Origin of the sequence: Nostoc piscinale CENA21, assembly GCF_001298445.1 — a bacterium.
GTDB classification, from domain to species: domain Bacteria; phylum Cyanobacteriota; class Cyanobacteriia; order Cyanobacteriales; family Nostocaceae; genus Nostoc_B; species Nostoc_B piscinale_A.
The window spans coordinates 76,807-97,992 of the sequence record NZ_CP012036.1; the positions used below are offsets into that span (position 1 = coordinate 76,807).

The 21,186-nt window shown below is 40.7% G+C and carries 15 protein-coding genes, 1 other RNA gene and 3 pseudogenes; 9 read left to right on the forward strand and 10 right to left on the reverse strand.

Annotated elements, in window-relative coordinates; all coding sequences use genetic code 11:
• Positions 1-361 precede the first annotated feature (361 nt).
• Entirely contained in the window at positions 362-574 is a 213-nt protein-coding gene (locus tag ACX27_RS00335) for a hypothetical protein (RefSeq protein ID WP_062287011.1), read from the forward strand.
• A 44-nt stretch (positions 575-618) separates the two neighbouring features.
• Here ACX27_RS00335 and ACX27_RS35955 read toward each other — a convergent pair.
• Positions 619-2,578: pseudogene (locus ACX27_RS35955) on the reverse strand (tetratricopeptide repeat protein).
• Positions 2,579-2,650: 72 nt separating this feature from the next.
• Positions 2,651-3,110 (reverse strand): annotated as a pseudogene (locus ACX27_RS00350) (hypothetical protein).
• Between the two features lie 356 nt (positions 3,111-3,466).
• Here ACX27_RS00350 and ACX27_RS00355 point away from each other — a divergent pair.
• The 3 genes from ACX27_RS00355 to ACX27_RS00365 all read left to right on the forward strand — a co-directional run bounded on the left by ACX27_RS00355 (position 3,467) and on the right by ACX27_RS00365 (position 6,479).
• The gene (locus tag ACX27_RS00355) at positions 3,467-4,489 is read left to right on the forward strand and encodes an NADP-dependent oxidoreductase (RefSeq protein WP_062287013.1); all 1,023 of its coding nucleotides are present in this window, start codon (positions 3,467-3,469) and stop codon (positions 4,487-4,489) included.
• A gap of 69 nt (positions 4,490-4,558) precedes the next feature.
• Complete coding sequence (locus ACX27_RS00360) at positions 4,559-5,575, forward strand: FecCD family ABC transporter permease (RefSeq protein ID WP_062287015.1); 1,017 nt, start codon at positions 4,559-4,561, stop codon at positions 5,573-5,575.
• A gap of 127 nt (positions 5,576-5,702) precedes the next feature.
• Entirely contained in the window at positions 5,703-6,479 is a 777-nt protein-coding gene (locus ACX27_RS00365) for an ABC transporter ATP-binding protein (RefSeq protein ID WP_062287017.1), read from the forward strand.
• Positions 6,480-6,575: 96 nt separating this feature from the next.
• On the opposite strand, the gene ACX27_RS00370 is transcribed toward ACX27_RS00365, so the two are convergent.
• The gene (locus tag ACX27_RS00370) at positions 6,576-8,363 is read right to left on the reverse strand and encodes an AAA family ATPase (protein ID WP_062287019.1); all 1,788 of its coding nucleotides are present in this window, start codon (positions 8,361-8,363) and stop codon (positions 6,576-6,578) included.
• A 941-nt stretch (positions 8,364-9,304) separates the two neighbouring features.
• Between ACX27_RS00370 and ACX27_RS00375 the strand changes: the two genes are divergently transcribed.
• From ACX27_RS00375 to ACX27_RS00395, 5 genes are all read left to right on the forward strand, one after another.
• A complete protein-coding gene (locus ACX27_RS00375) occupies positions 9,305-10,504 on the forward strand; it encodes a succinate--CoA ligase subunit beta (protein WP_062287021.1) in 1,200 nt (399 codons plus the stop codon).
• An 85-nt stretch (positions 10,505-10,589) separates the two neighbouring features.
• Positions 10,590-11,486: a succinate--CoA ligase subunit alpha gene (locus ACX27_RS00380; protein WP_062287022.1), complete on the forward strand. Its 897-nt coding sequence runs from the start codon at positions 10,590-10,592 to the stop codon at positions 11,484-11,486.
• Between the two features lie 272 nt (positions 11,487-11,758).
• Complete coding sequence (locus ACX27_RS00385; protein WP_062287024.1) at positions 11,759-12,499, forward strand: cytochrome c biogenesis protein CcdA; 741 nt, start codon at positions 11,759-11,761, stop codon at positions 12,497-12,499.
• Positions 12,500-12,502: 3 nt separating this feature from the next.
• Complete coding sequence (locus tag ACX27_RS00390) at positions 12,503-13,888, forward strand: cytochrome c biogenesis protein (RefSeq protein WP_062287026.1); 1,386 nt, start codon at positions 12,503-12,505, stop codon at positions 13,886-13,888.
• 899 nt (positions 13,889-14,787) lie between these two features.
• Positions 14,788-16,125, forward strand: a complete 1,338-nt coding sequence (locus tag ACX27_RS00395) for a DUF4114 domain-containing protein (protein WP_062287027.1) — start codon at positions 14,788-14,790, stop codon at positions 16,123-16,125.
• 187 nt (positions 16,126-16,312) lie between these two features.
• On the opposite strand, the gene queF is transcribed toward ACX27_RS00395, so the two are convergent.
• From queF to sppA, 7 genes and pseudogenes are all read right to left on the reverse strand, one after another.
• Complete coding sequence (gene queF / locus ACX27_RS00400) at positions 16,313-16,711, reverse strand: preQ(1) synthase (protein ID WP_062287029.1); 399 nt, start codon at positions 16,709-16,711, stop codon at positions 16,313-16,315.
• Between the two features lie 145 nt (positions 16,712-16,856).
• Positions 16,857-17,252 (reverse strand): hypothetical protein, encoded by a 396-nt coding sequence (locus tag ACX27_RS00405; protein ID WP_062287031.1) that lies wholly within the window; start codon positions 17,250-17,252, stop codon positions 16,857-16,859.
• 157 nt (positions 17,253-17,409) lie between these two features.
• A complete protein-coding gene (locus ACX27_RS00410; protein WP_062287034.1) occupies positions 17,410-17,796 on the reverse strand; it encodes a phasin family protein in 387 nt (128 codons plus the stop codon).
• Between the two features lie 25 nt (positions 17,797-17,821).
• Positions 17,822-17,918: signal recognition particle sRNA small type (gene ffs, locus ACX27_RS00415), an RNA gene on the reverse strand.
• Positions 17,919-18,147: 229 nt separating this feature from the next.
• Positions 18,148-18,414, reverse strand: coding sequence for a YciI family protein (locus ACX27_RS00420; protein WP_062287036.1), 267 nt, complete (start codon positions 18,412-18,414; stop codon positions 18,148-18,150).
• Positions 18,415-18,503: 89 nt separating this feature from the next.
• Positions 18,504-19,112 (reverse strand): hypothetical protein, encoded by a 609-nt coding sequence (locus tag ACX27_RS00425; RefSeq protein ID WP_062287038.1) that lies wholly within the window; start codon positions 19,110-19,112, stop codon positions 18,504-18,506.
• 229 nt (positions 19,113-19,341) lie between these two features.
• Positions 19,342-21,175 (reverse strand): annotated as a pseudogene (sppA, locus tag ACX27_RS00430) (signal peptide peptidase SppA).
• Positions 21,176-21,186 lie beyond the last annotated feature (11 nt).

The window sequence follows — 21,186 nt, forward strand, 5'->3', positions numbered from 1 at the left end:
ATTCTCACAAGCGATCGCTCATAGCGTTTGTTTTAAGCGATCGCCACTCTCAAAACAAACCCGTTATACTCCACATATCGCCCGTGAATTTACTTGATGATGCTCCTGACTTTTCACGGGATCTGGAAAACCTCTCCCCTACAACTTTCTACGGTGTACACACAAGTCTAATAACCTAGCCCCATAACGTTTTGATCCCCCCTAGCCCCCCTTAAAAAAGGGGGAACAAGAATCAAAGTCCCCCTTTTTAAGGGGGATTTAGGGGGATAAAACCACATTTTGCACCCAGCACAAAGATGTGTGTACACCGTAGACACCTTCATCACACCATCATTCGACCTCAGAACTAGAAAATTCTCGTTTGAAACAAGAACATTCTCACTGGAAACAGGAAAGTTCTCGTTTGAAACAGGAACATTCTCGTTTGCAACACGAAACTTCGAGTTCGGAACACGAAACTTTGAGTTCAGAACACGAAAGTTCGGGTTCTGAACATGAAACTTTGAGTTCAGAACACGAAAGTTCGGGTTCTGAACATGAAACTTTGAGTTCAGAACACGAAACTTGGAGATAAAAGCTTGATTGATGAGGTTGGGAAGGTAAATTTTCGTGTTCTCATTAGAGATAATCGCGTAAAATTGCTAAATTTTCACGCACAGTCACAGTATTAGGATGATTCGCTCCTAAACTTCGCTCAAAAATATTCAAAGCTTGGGAATACAGAAGTTCAGCTCGCTGGTACAGTCCTTGGGATTCGTAGAGTCCTGCCAAGTTGTTGAGGCTTAGGGCGACTGAGGGATGATTGTCTCCCAGCAGGCGCTGTTTGAGTGCTAAAGCTTGGAGATACAGGGGTTCGGCTTGTTCGTACTTTCCTTGGGATTTGTAGAGTAATGCCAAGTTGTTGAGGCTGGTGGCGATATGGGGATGATTGTCTCCCAGCAGGCGTTGTCTGAGTGCTAAAGCTTGGAGATACAGGGGTTCGGCTTGGTCGTACTTTCCTTGGTCAGCGTAGAGTAATGCTAAGTTGTTGAGGCTGGTGGCGATATGGGGATGATTGTCTCCCAAGCGGTTTTGTACTGTTGATAAACACTGCTGATTCCAAGGTTCGGCTTGGGTATATAACCCTTGTCCTTTATAGAACCTACTCAAGCCGACGAAAGGCCAAATTACATCTTCATCACTGACATATTGAATGAGATTGTTTGCTACTTCAGCTATGTGTGGTGTGGCAAGGGAAACAGCGTTAATTTTTTCAAGGGTAGGAGTCTGAGGAATTTCTTTAGCAACTGCTACCATTACCTGACAAAACGATCGCCTAAATTCCTCTGCTTGCTCTAAATCTGTAAACTTAGATTGGAAAAATTCCCGCCTGCTGATTCCAAGGTTCGGCTTGGGTATATAACCCTTGTCCTTTATAGAACCTACTCAAGCCGACGAAAGGCCAAATTACATCTTCATCACTGACATATTGAATGAGATTGTTTGCTACTTCAGCTATGTGTGGTGTGGCAAGGGAAACAGCGTTAATTTTTTCAAGGGTAGGAGTCTGAGGAATTTCTTTAGCAACTGCTACCATTACCTGACAAAACGATCGCCTAAATTCCTCTGCTTGCTCTAAATCTGTAAACTTAGATTGGAAAAATTCCCGCAGTAGGGGATGTAGTTGATAGATTCCTTCACCTTTGCGCTGGAGTAAATGCAGATTCAATAATTTATCATCCCGAATTTCTTCTAACTCATCCTCATCTTTCTCTGTTAAGCACTGTTTTACAAAGTTCCAGGGTATGGGTGCGGCGGCAAATAAACTGAGTAAACAGCCTAATAACCTATCATCCTCTGTTAATTCCTGCCAACTCAACTCAAAGGCGGCTTTTATTCCCCGTTGTGCTGTCATATCTGCTTCTGGGTTGACAGTTGCAGGTTGTTCTAGTCGCTTTTCCTTTAATCGCCCCATCATTTTCGATAGGGACAAATCCGGTTTTCGCGCCAAATATCGCCCCACCGACTCTAAACCCAAAGGCAAATACCCCAGCCATTCGCACAATTGATTTGCTACATCTAATTCTCTCTCAATTCGCCCTGGTGTTTCTGCCAGCAAAGACCGTAACAACTCCAACGCTGCATCTGGTTGTAATACATCCAAAGATAATTGCTTGATGGCTGCACCCAACTTTTGGCGCGTAGTCATCAACACTTTAAATCGGGAAGATGCACCCTGTAGGTAAGGTCTGATTTGCTGGTAATCTGTGACATCATCCACCACCAGCAGCACATTACCACCACGCCAATTCCGCCAGCAGTATTGCACTTGTGCAGGTAAATCAAATTCTTCTGGTGGCTTTAAATCAAGCTGAGTTCTGGCAAACTGCACGACTTGAACGCCAAAATCCTCAGCTTTCGCCTGTAACCAGCACAGTCCACCTTTGTAGTTTTCGCGCTGAGTCATGGCATATTGCAAGGCGAGTTCTGTTTTACCCAGTCCACCCATTCCCAAAATAGCCGCAATGGCTACTTGGTTATTTTCCTGCAAAAGTTTATGGAGGTTTTGCAGTTCTTCATCACGTCCCACAAATTTCACCACCCCACTCAGGGGTAAATTTTGCGGTATTTCAGGATTTGACTTTACCCGTTCCTGTTCGGGCGACGGTAGTCAGTTGAATGTGTTTTGCGGATTATTAATTGTGATTTGTTGGGCAACCATTGACCCTTTTTCCGCTTGGATACTTTCTGCTAACTTGGCAAAGTTATTCACAATTGCTGGCTGCGCTTGAATTTCTGCGGCTAATTTTTGAATTTCCTCAGCCTTGGGGGATTCATCTTGATTGATTGTTGCTTCTACTTCCCGCACTGATTGAGCAATTTCGGTATCTGTATCGGCTACTGCTTTCAACTCCAACACCGCTTGACCATAATCTAAAGCCTGCTGTGTGTTTTCCTGTGACGTATTCGCTAACCAGGGCAGCTTATTTTTCTGGCGTAGCTGTGCAATTAACTCGTTACTTTTTTTCTAATGCTGCTTCTCCCAGCTTTTCGCCTGTTTTTTCTAAAGCCTTAGTTAAAACTATAGTAGCGATCGCAGTTCCTACGGCTGTTAAGGTTACTGGTTCCATAACTTAACAATAATATTCCGAGATTATACTGATTTTTCCTCAGCATAACAGTTTCTCAACAGAGAAAAAATCACAAATTATATAGCGGTTCTCGGTTGAGTGCAGTACAAGTAGATGGAGAAAAGAGGCTAGAGGCTAGAGGCTAGTACTCTGCCAAGAGAACTAGAATAAGAGTTGACTATCAACCTTCAGGTTGTTAAATAATGGTTTCTAGAACTCGCCGTTTTGCACCTGATTTAAAAGTGCGAGATATATAAATTCTGCCAGGAACACTAATTCCGAGGGTAAATCGCTTTTTTATCCGTGATCCTGGTGGAAACAGAATAGAAATTGCCGAATTTACCAAGGAATAGCTTGTGTCTGATTTAATTAACAAACAAATCTTACTCAAAAGCCGCCCTGTCGGTGAACCAAAAGAAAGTGATTTCGCCTTAACAGAAACACCAATTTCGCAACCAGGCGAAGGCGAAGTTCTCAGCCGCACAATTTATTTATCTCTAGACCCTTATATGCGTGGGTTAATTAGTGCGGGTGAATCTTATGCAGCAAATGTGGAATTAAACTCAGTTATTGTGGGTGGTACAGTTAGCCAAGTCATTCAATCAAATCATCCACAATTTCAAGCCGGGGATTTTGTTCTGAGTGGTAATGGTTGGCAAACTTATGCAGTAGCCAAAGGCGAAACATTGCGGAAACTTGATCCCAGCCAAGCACCTTTATCTTATAGTTTGGGTGTGTTGGGTATGCCTGGACTAACTGCTTACGCGGCACTGTTGGATATTGGTCAGCCCAAAGCTGGAGAAACTGTAGTAATTTCTGCTGCTTCTGGGGCTGTAGGCGCAGTTGCAGGTCAAATTGCCAAAATCAAAGGTTGTCGAGTCATTGGAATTGTCGGCAGTGATGACAAGCGAGATTATATAGTCAAAGAACTAGGCTTTGATGTGGGAATTAATCGCAAAACTCAAGAACTTGATGCAGTGTTAAAAGCCGCTGCGCCTGATGGTATTGACATTTATTTTGACAATACGGCTGGGGTGATATTAGAAACGGTGTTGCAGCAAATCAACTTAGGAGCGCGAATTCCCTTAGTCGGCTTGATTTCAGAATATAACGCCATATCTCTGCCGCACGGGCCAAATTTAAGACCTTTATTGATAAAACGTGCGTTAATCAAAGGTTTTTTAGTTAGTGACTACCAACATCGTACCAATGAATTTGTTAGTGATGTGGCTGGTTGGTTAAAGTCTGGTCAACTCAAATATAAAGAAGATGTCGTAGTTGGTTTAGAAAACGCGCCTTGTGCTTTTATCGGGTTATTGCGGGGTGAAAATTTTGGCAAGCTGGTTGTGAAAGTCAGTGAAGATCCAACTGTAGTTTAGGGAGGGCATATCTTCCCTATCTACAGATGATGGGATATTTTTTTAATTGGAAGTCCCTAAAGTTTATTAATGAAAATCTCGTTACCAGCTGCTGTTACCAAAAACCGCATACTCTGGGCTGTTTTACTCATCAGTACAGCACTAATCATGACTTTAGTGCTGTCACTGTCTCAAGGTGCAGTCCCCTTGAGTTTTTCGCAATTGTGGGCAGCAATTCTGCATCAAGGTGATCCCACTAATCAAACTATTATCTGGGATTTACGACTACCGCGAATTGTTGCGGCGATGATTGTGGGTGCAGCTTTGGGAATGTCTGGCGCACTACTGCAAGGAATGTTACGTAACAGCCTAGCTGATCCCTTCATTTTAGGGATTTCCGCAGGTGCAGGATTGATTGTGATTGTGATGATCACTTTGCAATTTTTCCCCATTGCTATTCCTTTTGCAGCGTGGCTTGGGGCAATTTTGACCTCCGCCATCGTGATTTTTTTGGGTCGCGCCGGTTCAGGAATTTCCATTGAACGGCTGATTTTGGGAGGAGTTGCAGTCAGTTCTTTATTGGGTGCGGTGCAGAGTACGTTATTGTTACTGGCTGAAGATGGTCGCATTCAAGTGGCCTTGAGTTGGTTGGTGGGTAGCTTGAATGCTAGAGGATGGAAAGAAATTACGACAGCAGGGCCTTATATTATGGTGGCGCTGCTATGTGGATGGTTGCTGGCGCGGTCTGTAAATGTGCTGGCTTTGGGTGATGATTTAGCGGTGGGTTTGGGAGTATCATTAACGCGATCGCGTTTATTAATTGGTGGTGTTGCAACTTTACTCGCAGCCGGTGCAGTTAGCATTAGTGGTTTAATTGGCTTTGTCGGTTTGATAGTACCGCATGGAGTCCGTTTGCTAGTGGGTACAGACCACCGTTTTGTTTTACCACTGTCAGCACTGGCGGGTGCATGGTTGCTTACCTTTGCAGATTTACTCTCTAGAATAGGTGCAGTCGAACTACCAGTTGGTTCTGTAACTGCTTTATTAGGTTCACCTTTATTTATCTGGTTGCTATATCGTCGTTCTTCTGGATTGGGTAACTCGTAAAAGCAGAATGTAAAATTCAGACGTTAAAAACCTCTCCTCTGCGGCCTTAATGATCAATCTTTCAACAGACACAATACTATACAGAATTCTATTCTGAATTCTGACTCCTTTATTCTTTCTTCTAAAAATGCCTCTAGAATTACAAAATCTCACTGGTGGTTACACCGCAGAACCAATTGTTCAAAATATTAACCTCACCTTACAAACCGGAGAATGGTTAAGTTTAGTTGGTGCAAATGGTTCTGGTAAATCAACATTACTCAAATTATTGAGTCGAATTTTGACACCCCAACAGGGAATTGTCTTACTTGACGGTAAAGCAATTCATTCTCAACCGCCGAATGTAGTAGCGCAAAAATTGGCATTATTACCACAACAACAAACGATACCCGTGGGCTTGAATGTGCGGCAATTAGTCAGCTTAGGACGCACACCGCATCAACCTTGGTGGCAATGGGAGTTAACAGCCCAAGATTGGCAAAAAGTTGATTTGGCAATTCAAAAAACCCAACTAGAAGATAAGTGCGATCGCCCAGTCGAACAACTTTCTGGTGGTGAAAGACAACGCGCTTTTTTAGCCTTAGCACTGGCACAAGAACCAAAGGTATTATTATTAGATGAACCAACTACTTATCTAGATATAAATTATCAACTGCAATTATTAGAACTGTTAAAAGATTTAAATCAACAACAGGAATTAACGATAGTTACAGTGTTACATGAATTAAATTTAGCTGCACGCTATAGTTCTCGTATTGCCTTATTAAAACAAGGAAATCTTTGGGGAGTTGGCACACCTGAAGAAGTGTTAACACCCCAGGCGATCACACAAGTTTTTGGTGTTGAAGCTGTGATTATCCAAACACCAGTTGGCTTACTAGTTTGCGCCATTTCTGCTGTATGAGTTAAGTATGATTTATAGCTGATTTATCTTTTTGACTTTACAAAATCACGTTTATTGACTGATTTTTTTAGTAAAGAAATCACCAAAATAAATTAATTAACCACCTGATGTTCGGACATAAATTTCTTGTCCTTGAGAATTGTAGACGACGATTGGTAAATTAGAATTCTCACTAATGACTGTGAGAGCTTCTTGTAAAGCTTGCCAATGACTGGTTTCATTGGTGGGGTTGGGATTTTCTGGATTAGCTGGTGACAATTCGCCTTGAATAGCTTGTTCATATTCAGGGGTGAGTCTGACAATAATTCCTGTGTAATTTAAAGTAAAGTTACAAATCCGAATTTCCCTGGTACAAGTTTGAGCTAATTCAACACGGGCTTCTTGCCAAGCATTTAGCTGCTGCACTTTGGTTTGGGCTTGCTTGAGTCCTTCAGAATAAGGTGCTATGAGACTTTGGGCTTGGGTGTAGTACAAGCTATCTTGAGAAATATTTTTAGCTGTTTGTAAAGCCTGTTCCCAGTATGCAGCCGCAGCTTGCCATTGATTGAGTTTTTCGTAGGCTTGGGCTTGTTTGGCAATGTTCAGTGCTTGGAGATAGCTTTTCGCTGCTAGTTGTTCTAAGGTGGCGCGATCGCGCGATCGTGCTAATTGTGGTTTATATTCTATTAATAGCTTTTGTGCTTGTGGATAAGCCGGACTAGTTGGCGGAATTACATTCAAAGCGTTAACAGCAACTTGCCAAGAAGACTGTACCTTTTGCCAGTCTTTTAAGGATTTGGCAGAAGTTTGCCACTTCATTGCTACACTAGCTACCCCCTTAGCGGCTGTTAATTTCTTCAACCATTGTTCTTGAGCAACTAACTGCTTATTAACAGTTTGTAAGTTCAGCCGATACTTCAGTAATTTTGGTTGGATGAAATTATAAAGTTCGCTATTAGAATTAACTGTTTCTAAGGGGACGATCGCTTGTCGCCACAGATGTTGTCTGGCTTGTAATTCCTCTAAACTATTAGTGGCTATTTGGGTTTTTTGTTCAGCAGCAGCACCAGCTTGCAAAGCCGTGATTACTTGATTAATTTTGTCTGACTGTGCAGCCAAGGTAGTTTTGAGTTCCTCGGCTTGTTGATGACGGGGAGACCACTGCGGAATTACATTCAATGCCTCGCTAGTCGCTTCTATTTGTTGTTTAACTCTGGCTAATTCATTTTCTGACTTCGCACGAGACATCAGCTGGCGAGATTCTGTTTTGAGTTGCATCGCAGCTTCTAACTCTTTGCACTCAGACATCACACAAGGCTGATTTAATAAATAACCACCAATTCCAAAACCCACAATCACCACCAAACCTACACCCAAAAATAGTGGTGAGACAACTAAAAAAGGTTTACGGCGATTAGAGGTTAAATCTGGTGAGTCTGCTAGGGGATCATAAGGTGTTTCGAGTTCTGAATCTTCTATAGTTTCGGCAATAAATGCAGAATCCGTATTTACAGCCTCTGAGAATGAAGCACTGGCGGGAAATGAAGCAGAATCTTCAAAGTTATTAACATCCCCACTTTCCCAAATTCCTAAGTTTTCATCTCTTTGCTTGATAGTGATTACACGCTTGGCATAGGGAAGCTTGTCGCTGGTGACTCTGATAAAACATTGTACCCGTTGCTCCCTATAGGTTGGTAAGGATTGAAGTGCATCCTCAAGAACCTCAAAAACTTGTTCGGTGTCAACCGTGAGACCAACTGGATGTTGAATCAGAATCATTAACTCATCTTTGTTGACTGCACACCTAATTTGGAAGACTTTACCCGATGGAACTTGTGCCAGAAGTTGTTCTTGCAAAGTTCTGGCTAACAGCTGTAAATCTTCCTGCTGGACTGCCACTTTCATAGAGCGTTCCCGCTGATTATCTATAATTGTTTTTTTATCGTTGAAGGAAGTAAATGAATCGCTTGGGTTCTTTGAATCCAGATGCACAATTTAACCAACCATAGCCAAAAATAAAATAGACCAACTTTCTAACATAAATTTTGACTGTTATGACCAAATCTAATATCAGTAATTCTTCGTATTTTTAGAATTTTTAATTTTTTCCTGCGCGAATTACTAATTATGCCGATAATCAAAGTTCAACAGTCATAATTTAATGCTCATAATTAATTAGTGATTGATTTGGCTCTGATACTATTTTGAATTTACTAAATCTTAATTTTATAATTTATTTTTATAGATAATCTCTGCCTGATTATTTCCAAATTTATCTGAGGTTCTGCTATTGGGTATTCTGCTTTAATAAGATAATTTTTAACTTTAAAAATAGGTTTTCTCAAAATTAAACAATATACTGCCCAGGTTTATCACAATCTTAACTGATTTGTTAACAGTCTCAAGTATGAAAAAATGACAGCAGCGATCGCACTACAATTACAGTCAGTTACTCAGTCAAGTCTAAATGTTGCATTCGTTACAAAAATATTTTTATTCCGGGAAACCTACTCAGTTACAATTTTTGACACAACAGCTAATTTTGTTATATGCTGTCAATTTCACAGAGAACATTGATGACAGTATATAAATTTAGTTATCTAGCAGTCTTATTTGATATGTGAACAAAGGAGACAAGGAGGACAAGGGAGATATATTTGTAAATCATTTATATAGATTAATGTTAGAAAATCATTTGCGGCATTTGCTGAATTCGATAGAATTGATCCATAAAAAATTAATGTATAAAGATGAACTAGACTTGATTCTGCAATTATGGTGCTGTAAAAAAGAAACAACAGCACCATAAAAATAATGTTGGTAGTGGCAAAATAAGGTGCATAACAATGGATTTATTAGAGTATCAAGTTAAAGAATGGTTTGGGAACATAGGTATTCCTGTCTTGCCTTCCCAAAGAATAGATCATCCCACTGACCTCAAACGGTTAAAAATTCGTTATCCAGTTGTCCTCAAATCCCAGGTGTATGCAGGCGAAAGGATTCATGCTGGTGGGGTGAGAATTGTTGAGACAACCATTGATGCGATCGCCGCCGCCCAAACTATTTTTAATTTGCCAATCTGGGGCGAGTTACCAGAGGTCTTATTGGCAGAGACTAAATACGATAGCAAACAAGAATTTTATTTAGCAGTAGTTTTAGACACCGCTGTTTGCCGACCTGTACTTTTAGGTTGTAAAGAAGCAAATATTGATTGGGAATCAGCAGGCGAAAAATTACAGTATGTGGTAGTAGAACAAGAGTTTTCGCCTTTTTATGCGCGGCGACTCGCTTTAAAAATGGGGCTACAAGGTGCGCTGATGCAGTCAGTCAGCAACGTTGTCGAAAAGATGTATGAGTTATTTATCCAAAAAGATTTAGACTTAGTAGAAATTAATCCTCTCGCAGTTAATGCTGCTAATGAAGTGATGGCACTCAATGGTAAAGTTAGCATTAACGAACGGGCTATTGGTCGTCATCCAGAACTAGCGGAATTAGCTGCAAAAATTAGTCAGCGCCACAGCAGTTATAAAAATAACAGCAAATTAAAAGATTTAAATGGTGGCGACACTCAAGGTAAAATCGGCATTCTGGGAAACGGCGCGGGTTCAATTATGGCTACCTTTGATTTAGTCGCCAGTCTTGGAGGTAAACCAAGTCATCCCCTGAATCTGCGACATGGTTTGTTAACCGACACTCCACCAACAAGTTTTGGCGATCGCCTAAATAAAGGTCTGAATCTCCTCACGGCTGACAAAAGCATTCAAGTAATTCTGATCAACCTCCTTGGTAGTATCCCCCAAGCGGAAGCCGCCGCCCAAGTCATTGCTAAATTTATCCAAGATCATCATAGTCACAATCGTCGGGAGTCCCATATTCCCTACTTGGTCGTCCGGTTAGCTGGTTCGGAGTTGAATGTGGCCCAAGATTTATTCGCCAGCGTTGAACATCAAGGCGAACTTGTATTAGTCGAAGATTTAGATGAAGCCGTAGCCCAAGCTGTTCGTCTGGCTAAACCAGTTACCTTTCAACGTGTCAAGGTTAAGTGAGGAGATAAGGTAGACAAGGGAGATCAGCTGTTAAGTATTGAATTTGTATATTGCGGCAATTTATCTTTCATACTTCATACTTCTTATGAACTTAACTTCAGATAGTAAAGTTATCATCCAAGGTTTTAGTGAATTTATCTCAGAAACTAATATTGTACAGATGCAAGCTTATGGTACAAATTTGGTTGCTGGTGTAAATCCTGGTTTTGGTGGACAAAAACAATATAATTTGCCAGTCTTTGATTTAGTTGAAGAAGTTGTGGCACAGTTCGGCACAATTGACACCACAATTATCTGTGTTCATCCTTATCAAGTATTAGATGCAGCTTTAGAAGCGATCGCTTCTAACATTCGTCAAATTATAATTATCTCGGCGGGAATGCCACCATTGGATATGGTGCAATTACTCCGCAAAGCCGAAGCTTGTGAAACTTTGATTGTCGGGCCGAACAGTCCCGGAATTATTGTCCCTGGAAAAATTCTGTTAGGCACGCAACCAAGTGAATTTTATACCCCTGGCCCTGTGGGAATTGTCAGCCGCAGTAGCACTTTAACCTACGAAGTCGCTAGGGAATTAACCAAAGCAGGTTTAGGACAATCAATTAGTGTCAGCATTGGCAGTGATGCGATCGTGGGTTCATCATTTTTACAATGGCTGCAAATTCTCGATGAAGATGAAAATACAGAAGCGATCGTCTTAGTTGGTCAACCCGGTGGTGGTAGTGAAGAAGCCGCAGCCCGATATATTACAGAAGCAATTGATAAACCAGTCATTGCCTACATCGCCGGTAGACAAGTACCACCCGTGAAAAATTGGCAACAAACTGGCACTTTAGCCGCAGTGATTGGCCGTGACCCTAATTTTGGTACAGCCCAAAGTAAATTAACAGCCTTAAAAGAAGCAGAGGTTCCTGTTGCTGACCGTCCTTCTCTGATTCCTGAATTGGTCAGAAATGAGTTGAAAGTCCTGGCTGTTGGTTAAAAATTCACTAAAGTAAATATCTTTCTTCTTTCAGAGTGGACAAAAGAAAGATAGTATTCCTACTCCCACCCCAAGTAGAGACGTTATATACAACGTCTCTGCAACTTTGGCTGCTTTTCGGGAAAATCAGGAAAAGATGAAGTATTGATTTGTAGTGTCATACCATTTCACTTTCTTTTATTTTCTGCATCCATGTTATTTGCTTGCTCTTTCGTCTGGGGAAGTAAGCTAGAATTCAAGCATATCAAGCATTTCCACATTAAAAATTTCTTATGTTGGAGACTTTACAAACTCAAATTTACCAACTAGAACAATTTGCCAACAATTTAGTTGCTAACCAACTCACACACTTAAGTTTGTTGAGTGTGGGCATTATTTTTCTAGCTGGCTTACTCACCAGCTTAACTCCCTGTATGTTGTCGATGCTACCGATTACTATTGGCTATATCGGCGGCTATGAAGCGAAAAGTCGTCTACAAGCAGCAGCCCAGTCTACTTGGTTTGCATTAGGATTGGCAACTACCCTGGCTGGAATGGGAATCATCGCTGGTTTAGTCGGCAAAGTTTATGGACAAATTGGAGTTGGTTTACCAATTATTGTGAGTGTCATCGCCATTATTATGGGGCTGAACTTACTCGAAGCATTGCCCTTACAATTTCCTTCTTTGGGCGAGACAAATTGGATTTCTCAAGATTTACCGCCTGGAGTGCGTTCTTATTCTCTTGGTTTAACTTTTGGCTTAGTGGCTTCTCCTTGTAGCACCCCTGTGTTAGCGAGTTTACTAACTTGGGTAGCTAGCACACAAGACTTAATTTTAGGCGCTGTTTTGTTACTGTCTTATACAGCAGGGTATGTAGCACCTTTAATTTTGGCAGGTACTTTTACTGCTGCGATCAAAAAACTGCTGGAGTTGCGTCGTTGGTCTGGTTGGATTAACCCAGTCAGTGGGGCGCTATTGGTAGGATTTGGTGTTTTTTCTTTGATTTCTCGCATTCCCTTTGGCAGTTTGTAAACCATGACTTTAGATAATTCAGCGTCTACATCCACAACATCAAGTTGGTGGTTAGCACCTTGGCGGTTTGTGCGTCAAGAGATTTTGCCTGTACTGACAGACTTACGATTAGCGATCGCCTTATTATTAATCATTGCCTTATTCAGCGTTAGCGGCACGGTCATTGAACAAGACCAATCAGCCAGTTTCTATCGCACTAACTACCCAGAACATCCAGCTTTGTTTGGTTTCCTCACTTGGAAGGTCATCTTAACAGTTGGCTTAAATCGCGTTTATCATACTTGGTGGTTTAACGCGTTACTCATCTTGTTTGGTAGCAGTTTAACAGCTTGTACTTTCACCAGACAGTTACCAGCCCTAAAAGCTGCTCAACGTTGGAAATATTACGAAGAACCCCGACAATTCCAAAAATTAGCTTTAAGTGCAGAATTAGATACGGCTTCTTTAGATTCCCTCGCTCCCTTATTGCAAAACCGTCGTTATAAAATTTTTCAAGACAAAGATAATATTCTCTACGCCCGTAAAGGCATAATTGGACGTATCGGCCCAATTATTGTACACATTGGGATTGTGATGATTCTTGTAGGTGGTATTTGGGGTTCCATGACTGGATTTACCGCCCAAGAAAAAATTCCTAGTGGCGATCGCTTTCAGGTAGAAAATATCCTCAATGCTGGCCCTTGGTCAAATACCAAACACTTAAAAGATTGGTCTGTGCGGGTAAATCGGTTTTGGATTGAATACACACCTACTGGCAGTATTGACCAATTTTATTCCGATATGTCTGTTTTAGATAATGACGGTAAAGAAGTTGACCGCAAGACAATTTTCGTCAACCAACCTCTGCGTTATCGTGGCGTAACCTTCTATCAAGCCGATTGGGGAATTTCTGGTGTCCGGTTCCAATTCAATAACAGTCCTGTGTTTCAATTACCAATGGCGGCGTTAAATACCAGTCCGCAACAGGGAAGAATGTGGGGAACTTGGATACCTACCAAACCCGATTTGAGTGAGGGTGTGTCTTTGATTGCCAAAGATTTACAAGGCATGATGTTAATTTATGACAGCAAAGGTCAGTTAATTACAACGGTGCGTTCTGGGATGGCGGCCGATGTCAACGGTACGAAACTCAAAATCTTAGAAGTGATTGGTAGTACTGGCTTACAAATCAAATCCGACCCTGGTATCCCCATTGTTTACGCTGGTTTCGCCATTTTGATGGCGGGTGTGGTAATGAGTTACTTTTCTCATTCGCAAATTTGGGCATTACAAAAAGGCGATCGCTTGTATGTCGGTGGTAAAACTAATCGCGCTCAAGTTGCGTTTGAAAAAGAAGTCTTAGAGATTTTAAATGGACTAAATTCGCAGTCAACAGTAGCAGTGAGTTAGAGTTTAACTCTTGACCCTCTTTATTTAGAATCTCTCCAATCAAATCAATACGTACATAAATTATGAAGGCTGAATAAATATAGTGATTTTCTCTGTATCTTCACTGTAATTATTCAGTTTTTATATTTTTTAGTATGCAGAGAAATATTATTAATTACTGAGAAGAACAGATAATTTTATTTCTTTTAGTTTTTATATAGCCCAAACTTATTGTTATTCGGATGATCATCAAAAATATTTTGTATTCTGACTCTTATATCTTAGCAAAAATAATTGTTAGAGAAACTAAGTTACACCCAAATTTGAAGCCTACTTTATAAATCAGTGCTGTATTAATGAGATTTATAGAGTTTTATTTATTACGATATTAATTTATTAATATCATATTCTATCGCTACTGAGATGCAGATAATTTCCTAAAGGCTTTCCTTTCAAATTATCTGTATTTTTACCAGTTTTGGATAACTAACATTTATTGCTAGATAACAATCAGCCTCAAATTCTCATATTTGTTCGCTCGATTGATATTTCGTTATAAAGACTTGGCAAAAATAACTTTTAACTATAGACGTTAAAAATATTAATAGGATACAAAGTAGTTACCCGAAAAAAAAAGTAGCTCCGATACAACCAGTGTTTTCCAACGGTAATCAAGTGAATGATTGAGATTTCATCACTTGATTAAAAGAAATCAAAACTTAGTTAATTGCGTATCAATAATTTATGCCAAACATGAACAGAATCCGCTTTGGACTGATTGCTGCTGCTACTTTAACTTACTCACTTTCCAGTATGGGTTCAGCAGGTGCAACAACTACCAATACTACATCTAAAAAAAGTAGTTACCATTCAAGAAGCCATTAAGGAGGCTCCAATAGCTGCCAAAAAGGCAAAAGACAGTGCAGATACACTCAAAAAAAGCCGAAGCTGCACTGACAAAAACCACACAAGTTGCAACTAAAGCTAAACAAGATGCCATCAAAGTATTAAATTCTGCTGAACAAACATTTCAAAAAGCAGATGCAGATTTTATTTCTGCCAAAGCAGCGTATGATGCGGCTAATAAGACTTTAAATGAAACACAAGTAGTCTATGATGCCGCTAATAAAACCTTGACGGATTCTAAAACAGTATATGATGCAGCTAATAAGGCTTTAACTGATGCGAAAGCCAGCCTCGCAGCTGCTAAAACTCAAGCGCAAAAAGATTCAGCACAACAAGCCATAAACAACGCTACTACAAGCTTTAATACGGCAAATACCAAGTTGAATGGTGCAAAAACTCAGTTTACTAATGCAACTACCAAGCTGAATGATGCAACAAATAAATTTAATTCTGCAAATACCAAGCTGAATGATGCGACAAGTAAGCGCAACACAGCCGAACAAGCTAGAAACCAAGCTAGTCAACAAGTGCAAACTGTCACCGCAAATGCAGACCAGCAGGTTAAAGATGCTGAAGATGCTAGAAATCAAGCTAAATTAGAAGCAGACAATGCCGCTAAGTATTCCGTCGAGGCACAAGAAGCTGCCAAAAAGGCTAGTGACTGGAGTACAATGAAGCGACTCACTGTCAAAGATAGATCAGAAGACCAAAATTTCTTATCTATACTTCCCCAATTTCAAGCTTTAGTACAAAAAGAAGGTGTGGCGATCGCCGCAGATAAAGTCAAAGCACAGAAAGTAGACTTTTCTCAACTATTTTTGAAACAAAAGCACAATGTACGTGTTTGGTTCCTGAATGAAGGCGCTGCTTATAAAAACCAGTTAGCCTATGAATCCATTCGGGGTGACAAATACGATAACGGTATGATATTTGAAAATGTCTCTTGCAACAGCACCAAGAATAAGTGCGAAAAAGGCGATAAAAATGGTGTTTTAGATATTGGTGATTTTGTAGATTTGGGTAGTTTTAAGGCTAGTACACAGCTGAATTTCTTACTCAAAGCTGATGGTTATAGCACGAAACCACAAAATGGTGATATTTATGGTGCAGACCCAACTCTGAACCCTGATGGGTTACAACACTTAATGGGTTGGAAAATTGGCAATTATCTGATGATGGGTTTTGAAGATTTACGCAATGGTGGTGATAAAGACTACAACGACGCAGTGTTTGTTATTGACTTTGGTAAAGACAACCTCAAAGCCTCTGCTGTACCAGAACCTTCCGCTACACTCCCAATTTTAGGCTTAGGCGCATTGGGAATGTTGAAATTGCGTCGCCGTCGTCGTTAAGAGTTCAAGACTTACGTAAATCAGATTTTCTATAGAGAATGGGTGTAAGGGTTTAAGGGTATAGGGGTTTTGAAAAGAAATTTTGAACCCCTAGGGTTGAAACTGTTCCCTGTTCCCTATTACCTACCCTCACCAAAGAACTTTCTCAGCAAACCCTAAGTAGTTTTATTATTGAAGCATTAGCGATTTAATGCGCTGATGCTTTTTGATGTCTTACTTCAATAATTGTATGTACGTTACCTCTAGGGGCAAAATCGGCTTTAACAGTAATTTCTAGCGGATCACAAGCTGCAACCATGTCATCTAAAATTTGATTGGCAGATTCTTCATGGGAGATATAGCGATCGCGGTAGCTGTTAATGTAAAGCTTGAGGGCTTTTAATTCTACTACCCTCTCATCTGGTATGTATGTAATATAAATTGTGGCAAAGTCTGGATAGCCGGAAAATGGACATTTACAGGTAAATTCCGGCAAAGTAATGTTGATATCATATCGCCTACCTACTCGCGGATTGGGAAAGGTAATTAAACTACCTTCCGCAATGTTGCGTTCGCCATACTTTACTTCTGATGCGTCCTGGGTCATGGGTCAATTGTCCTTGGTCATCTGTCGCCTCAACAATAATAGGCGAAAAGCTGATTAAGGTAAAAATTATTTGACCTTTTGCCTTTTTACTTTTGCCTTTTTACTTTTGATTTTTGCCTTTTACCTTTTTACTTTTACCTTATTTTTACTCTTGTTCCCAGTCAGGACAGGTTTGATCATCCCAACCGTGGGGGTGCATAGCACAAACTAGCAAGTTACCACCATAAACTTGACCATGATAGTTAGTACAACCCACACAAGCTGGATTTTGTTCTGGTGTGGCTTCCACTGAGTAGGGAAACCCCGGATCTGCATCTGCAACTACATCTTCTAGTTCCCAATACATTTCTAAGAAGGGTGCAGATATTTCTTGTAAGTATTGTTCTACGTCAGCAGCAATGTTATTTTGTACTTGCTCACTCAATTCTTCTGTGAGGTCAAAAAAGCTATCAACCATATCATTCATTCCTTGAAAGAAGCGTTCGACTTCCTCTGCCACTGTTTCTACGATTCCCATTAAATCTTTTTGCCACTCTTCCATAAAATTGACGCTCTTACTGGCTATAAAATTAGGATGCTAATAACAACCCCAATTGAAGTACATGAATACATTCTAGGCAATGTATGTTGTCAACTTCCTGGGTGATATTCTGAGTTTTAGTACTATTTGCTGCTGATGCTGAAGGAAAAACTGCCGTTTATTGATCGCGTTGCAGTCTTTTTAATTCTTCTTGCAGTTTTAGCACTTGGCTACGCAAGTCATCCACATTTTCAGTTGCAGTCTCTTTTACAGTAGGCTCTTCATCTTCCTCTAGGATTTCGATGCGACGAGGTTCAGAAGGAGTTGTTTTTTCAGTAGTATCAGCAGTAGGTGATTGTGGCTGTTGCGCTTGCTTCATCATATCATCAACGAAGCGGCGGGCTTCTTCTGTGTTCATTTCGCCCCGCGCTACCATTTCATCTGCCAGTTTTTGGACTTGCGATCGCAATTCGGCTACTTTTCCTCCGGCTTTCTCACCTGCGTAAGAAGCTAACCCAACACCGAGGTAAAAAGCTTTTTGTACAATATCTCCAAAACCAGGCATCGCTGCTGATCGCTCCTAAAAATAGGGCGACCCGGAGACTACGCCTACTACAAGCATCCCATATTGCTGCTACCTTCCGGTTCTGACAAGGTTTAGGCGTTGCAGTCGCATAGATCCAGGTCTAATGAAATAATAACACTAAAAGTTCGTCAGTGTGTCCTACTCAACCACAATTTTTTCTTCGTCCAGTGGGGAGTTGACACAGACCTAAAAACAGGTCGGCCCGGAGACTACGCCTACTACAAGCATCCTTTATTGCTGCTACTTCGCGTTCTGACAAGATTTAGGCGTTTTAGTTGCATAGATCCGAGCCTAATCAACATAATAACACTAAAAGTTCGTTAGTATGTCCTACTCAACCACAATTTTCCATTCGTGAAGTTGATAGTCAACACAACCGTTTTTTACCAAGGGGTCTTGGGAAATAATAGCTTGAGCTTCATCCAGAGAAGCCGCTTCAAACAGCAACATCCCGCCTCCCATTTTTGCCCAATAGCCTGTTTTAGCTTTATGTCCTTTGGCAATTAAATCCTGTACAAAGGCTTTGTGGGCAGGCACATATTGGTCAAAGATGATTTTATCGATTTTTCCTGACTCTATTTTGACAAACCAGGGCATTTTGCTGTGAACCTCATAGGCGCAAGAACTAGCTTTTATCAGGATAAATCTTCTGAGAGAAGTTGCTATGCCACGTCTCTATTTCGATGTTACGAAGCTTTTGCGTGTTTCTTTTTAGTCAATTGTAGTGATTGCTGGCGTTTAAGTGCTGACACTAAGCCGAGAGTGCCGACAGCAAGTAAGCTCAAAATGGATGTATGTTCAGGAATAGAGATAATTCTGGCTGAAAAAACCACTGGTAATTCACTATCTTCTGTCCCCAAATTTCCAGACCCAAACAAAAATGGCGGTACTGAAAAAACCTCTAAATAACCTGGTGTGGGCAGAAAACTAGCAAAAAACGGACTAGCATAGTTTCCTGATGATGTAGAATAACCAAAACCGTCACCTGTTAACTGCTGGCTATTCAAACTAATTAAATTGTCCACATTAAAAGGTTCGTTGCCCGGGATTGGAGTCCCCGTAGGTTGTAAACCAGTAATTGTTTCATTATTACGTGTGCCACTGATTTCCAAAATCTCGTAAAAACCAGAATCGTCAGGAATGTCATTAGTCATTAAATTACCGCGTGCTGTTATACCAGAACCAAAATAACTCCATTCCCAATTTAAAGTGGCAGCAGAGACAGCTTGCATGGTTCCAAAAACCAATCCCGAAACAGTCAAGGCTGTAGTAGACAGTAGAGCTAGATTTTTCATAAAGATAGTTGGGGGTAGATGCGTAGCTGTCAAGCCGCACTGCGAAAGGATGAGTCATCCCTGGCTAATGCTGAGGCTTTTTGTATAGCTTCGCCGAGAATGACGCAGATATTTCACCCGAAAGAATTGTGGCTAGACATCAAAAACTTTGTAGGTTAATTGACATTGGAATCTTCAACCAATGGCAGTTTAACATCAAAGATACTTGGTTTATCCGTATAGTAATTACTTACTCAATTTTTAAATTAAACGGTAAACGAGCATAAACCCCATTAGGATCATTCATGCTTTGAAATACCTCTAATTCTTGTTGCAGTTTTTGGAATTCTGCTGTTAGAGGGTTGGTGGCTTTGACTTGTTGTCCCGGTATTTTTAAAGCTGTACTGGCTTCTTCCACGGCTTTACCAAATAAAATTTCGTTTAAGCTATTTTCTTTGGGATATTCTTTTAACTGCCAATTGTTACCTAAGTTGGCTTTTTCGGCTGCGTATTTCACCGCCGCATTCAGTCCACCAATTTCGTCTACTAAACCAATTTGTTTTGCAGCAACACCAGACCAAACTCGTCCTTGGGCAATTTCGGCGACTTTTTGTTCTGGTAATTTGCGTCCTTTGGCAACTTTATCGAGGAATAGACTGTAAATTCGGTTGACGCTGCGCTGATACAGGGCTATTTCTTGGGGTGATTTGGGACGAGCGACAGTTTGAGCATCAGCATAGCGGGCTGTTTTAACTACATCCCAAGTGATACCATTATCATTTGCTAGCTTTTGTCCGTTGAATAGGATGCCAAATACACCAATGGAGCCAGTGATGGTATTTGGTTCAGCAAAAATTCGGCTAGAGTCACTCGCAATCCAATAACCACCAGAAGCAGCTACATCACCCATAGATACTACTACAGGTTTAACTTCATGGGTTAAGCGGATTTCTCGTTGCATGATTTCGGCGGCTGTGGCGCTACCACCAGGACTATTAATTCTTAAAACGACGGCTTTAATATTTTTATCTTGGCGGATTTTGTTGAAGATTTTCGCAAAGCGATCGCCACCTACTTGTTCATTATCACCGCTACCATCAACAATTTCGCCTTCGGCATAGACTACAGCAATTTGATGTTTTGATGCTTGTTCTGCTTTGAGAGATTTATTAATAACTTGGGAGTATTCTAGAAGGTCAACTTGGCGGAAATTTTTCTCATTTTGATCGCTATCGGTGAGTTTTTTCAAGTCAGCCACTACTTGATCATGGTATGCAACTTTGTCTACCAAACCATTTGGTTTTGGCTGCTGGTGCTTCGACTATGGCTTGATTATCGGCGATCGCTTGCAATTTTTGTGGGTTAACTTTACGGCTTGTACCTACTGTAGTCCGCCACTCACTCCACACATCGTCCAGTAGTTTCTGGGTTTGTTCGCGGTTTTCTGGGCTGAGTTTGTTTAAAATGAATGGTTCAACAGCGCCTTTAAATTTGCCAACTCGCACAACTTGTACACCAATACCAAACTTTTGCAATGCTCCAGATAAGAACATTGGTTGGCTACCCAAACCATTGATTTCGATTGCACCCAAGGGATTTATAACTACGGTATCAGCTACAGAACTCAGATAATATTCTTTTTTACCCCAATCTTGACCGTAGGCGACTACTTTTTTCCCGGCGGCGCGGAATTCTTCTAAGGCTTTGCGAATTTCTTTTAGGGAAGCAAAGCCTAAATTTCCACCTGAACCCTTGCTGCCATCTAAATATATACCAACAATTTTTGGATCTTGTTTTGCTTGGTTAATTGCATCTAGAACTTTGCGGATGGTGATTCTGTCTTCTGGATTCCCTGATAATGTTCTTTGTAATTCTTCACCCGCAGTTGGTTCTCGATCAGTAATATTCAAAGATAAGTCAAACACTAACATAGACTTATTTTTGACTACTGGACTCACATCTTGAGTAGCTGCGATCGCAAACAGTAGTAAAAATAGTCCTGTAGTCCCAATCCCAAAGAAAATAAATAACCCTAGTAAGCTACCAATTACACTAGCAGCAGTTTGTTTAACAAAATTAGCCATTAGTCTATCAA

Bases quoted from the DNA above. Each gene is read 5' to 3' on its own strand.
- ACX27_RS00360 (WP_062287015.1), top strand. From the start codon at position 4,559: ATGAAAATCTCGTTACCAGCTGCTGTTACCAAAAACCGCATACTCTGG.
- ACX27_RS00365 (WP_062287017.1), top strand. From the start codon at position 5,703: ATGCCTCTAGAATTACAAAATCTCACTGGTGGTTACACCGCAGAACCA.
- ACX27_RS00370 (WP_062287019.1), bottom strand. From the start codon at position 8,363: ATGAAAGTGGCAGTCCAGCAGGAAGATTTACAGCTGTTAGCCAGAACT.
- ACX27_RS00375 (WP_062287021.1), top strand. From the start codon at position 9,305: ATGGATTTATTAGAGTATCAAGTTAAAGAATGGTTTGGGAACATAGGT.
- ACX27_RS00380 (WP_062287022.1), top strand. From the start codon at position 10,590: ATGAACTTAACTTCAGATAGTAAAGTTATCATCCAAGGTTTTAGTGAA.
- ACX27_RS00385 (WP_062287024.1), top strand. From the start codon at position 11,759: ATGTTGGAGACTTTACAAACTCAAATTTACCAACTAGAACAATTTGCC.
- ACX27_RS00390 (WP_062287026.1), top strand. From the start codon at position 12,503: ATGACTTTAGATAATTCAGCGTCTACATCCACAACATCAAGTTGGTGG.
- queF (WP_062287029.1), bottom strand. From the start codon at position 16,711: ATGACCCAGGACGCATCAGAAGTAAAGTATGGCGAACGCAACATTGCG.
- ACX27_RS00405 (WP_062287031.1), bottom strand. From the start codon at position 17,252: ATGGAAGAGTGGCAAAAAGATTTAATGGGAATCGTAGAAACAGTGGCA.
- ACX27_RS00410 (WP_062287034.1), bottom strand. From the start codon at position 17,796: ATGCCTGGTTTTGGAGATATTGTACAAAAAGCTTTTTACCTCGGTGTT.
- ACX27_RS00420 (WP_062287036.1), bottom strand. From the start codon at position 18,414: ATGCCCTGGTTTGTCAAAATAGAGTCAGGAAAAATCGATAAAATCATC.
- ACX27_RS00425 (WP_062287038.1), bottom strand. From the start codon at position 19,112: ATGAAAAATCTAGCTCTACTGTCTACTACAGCCTTGACTGTTTCGGGA.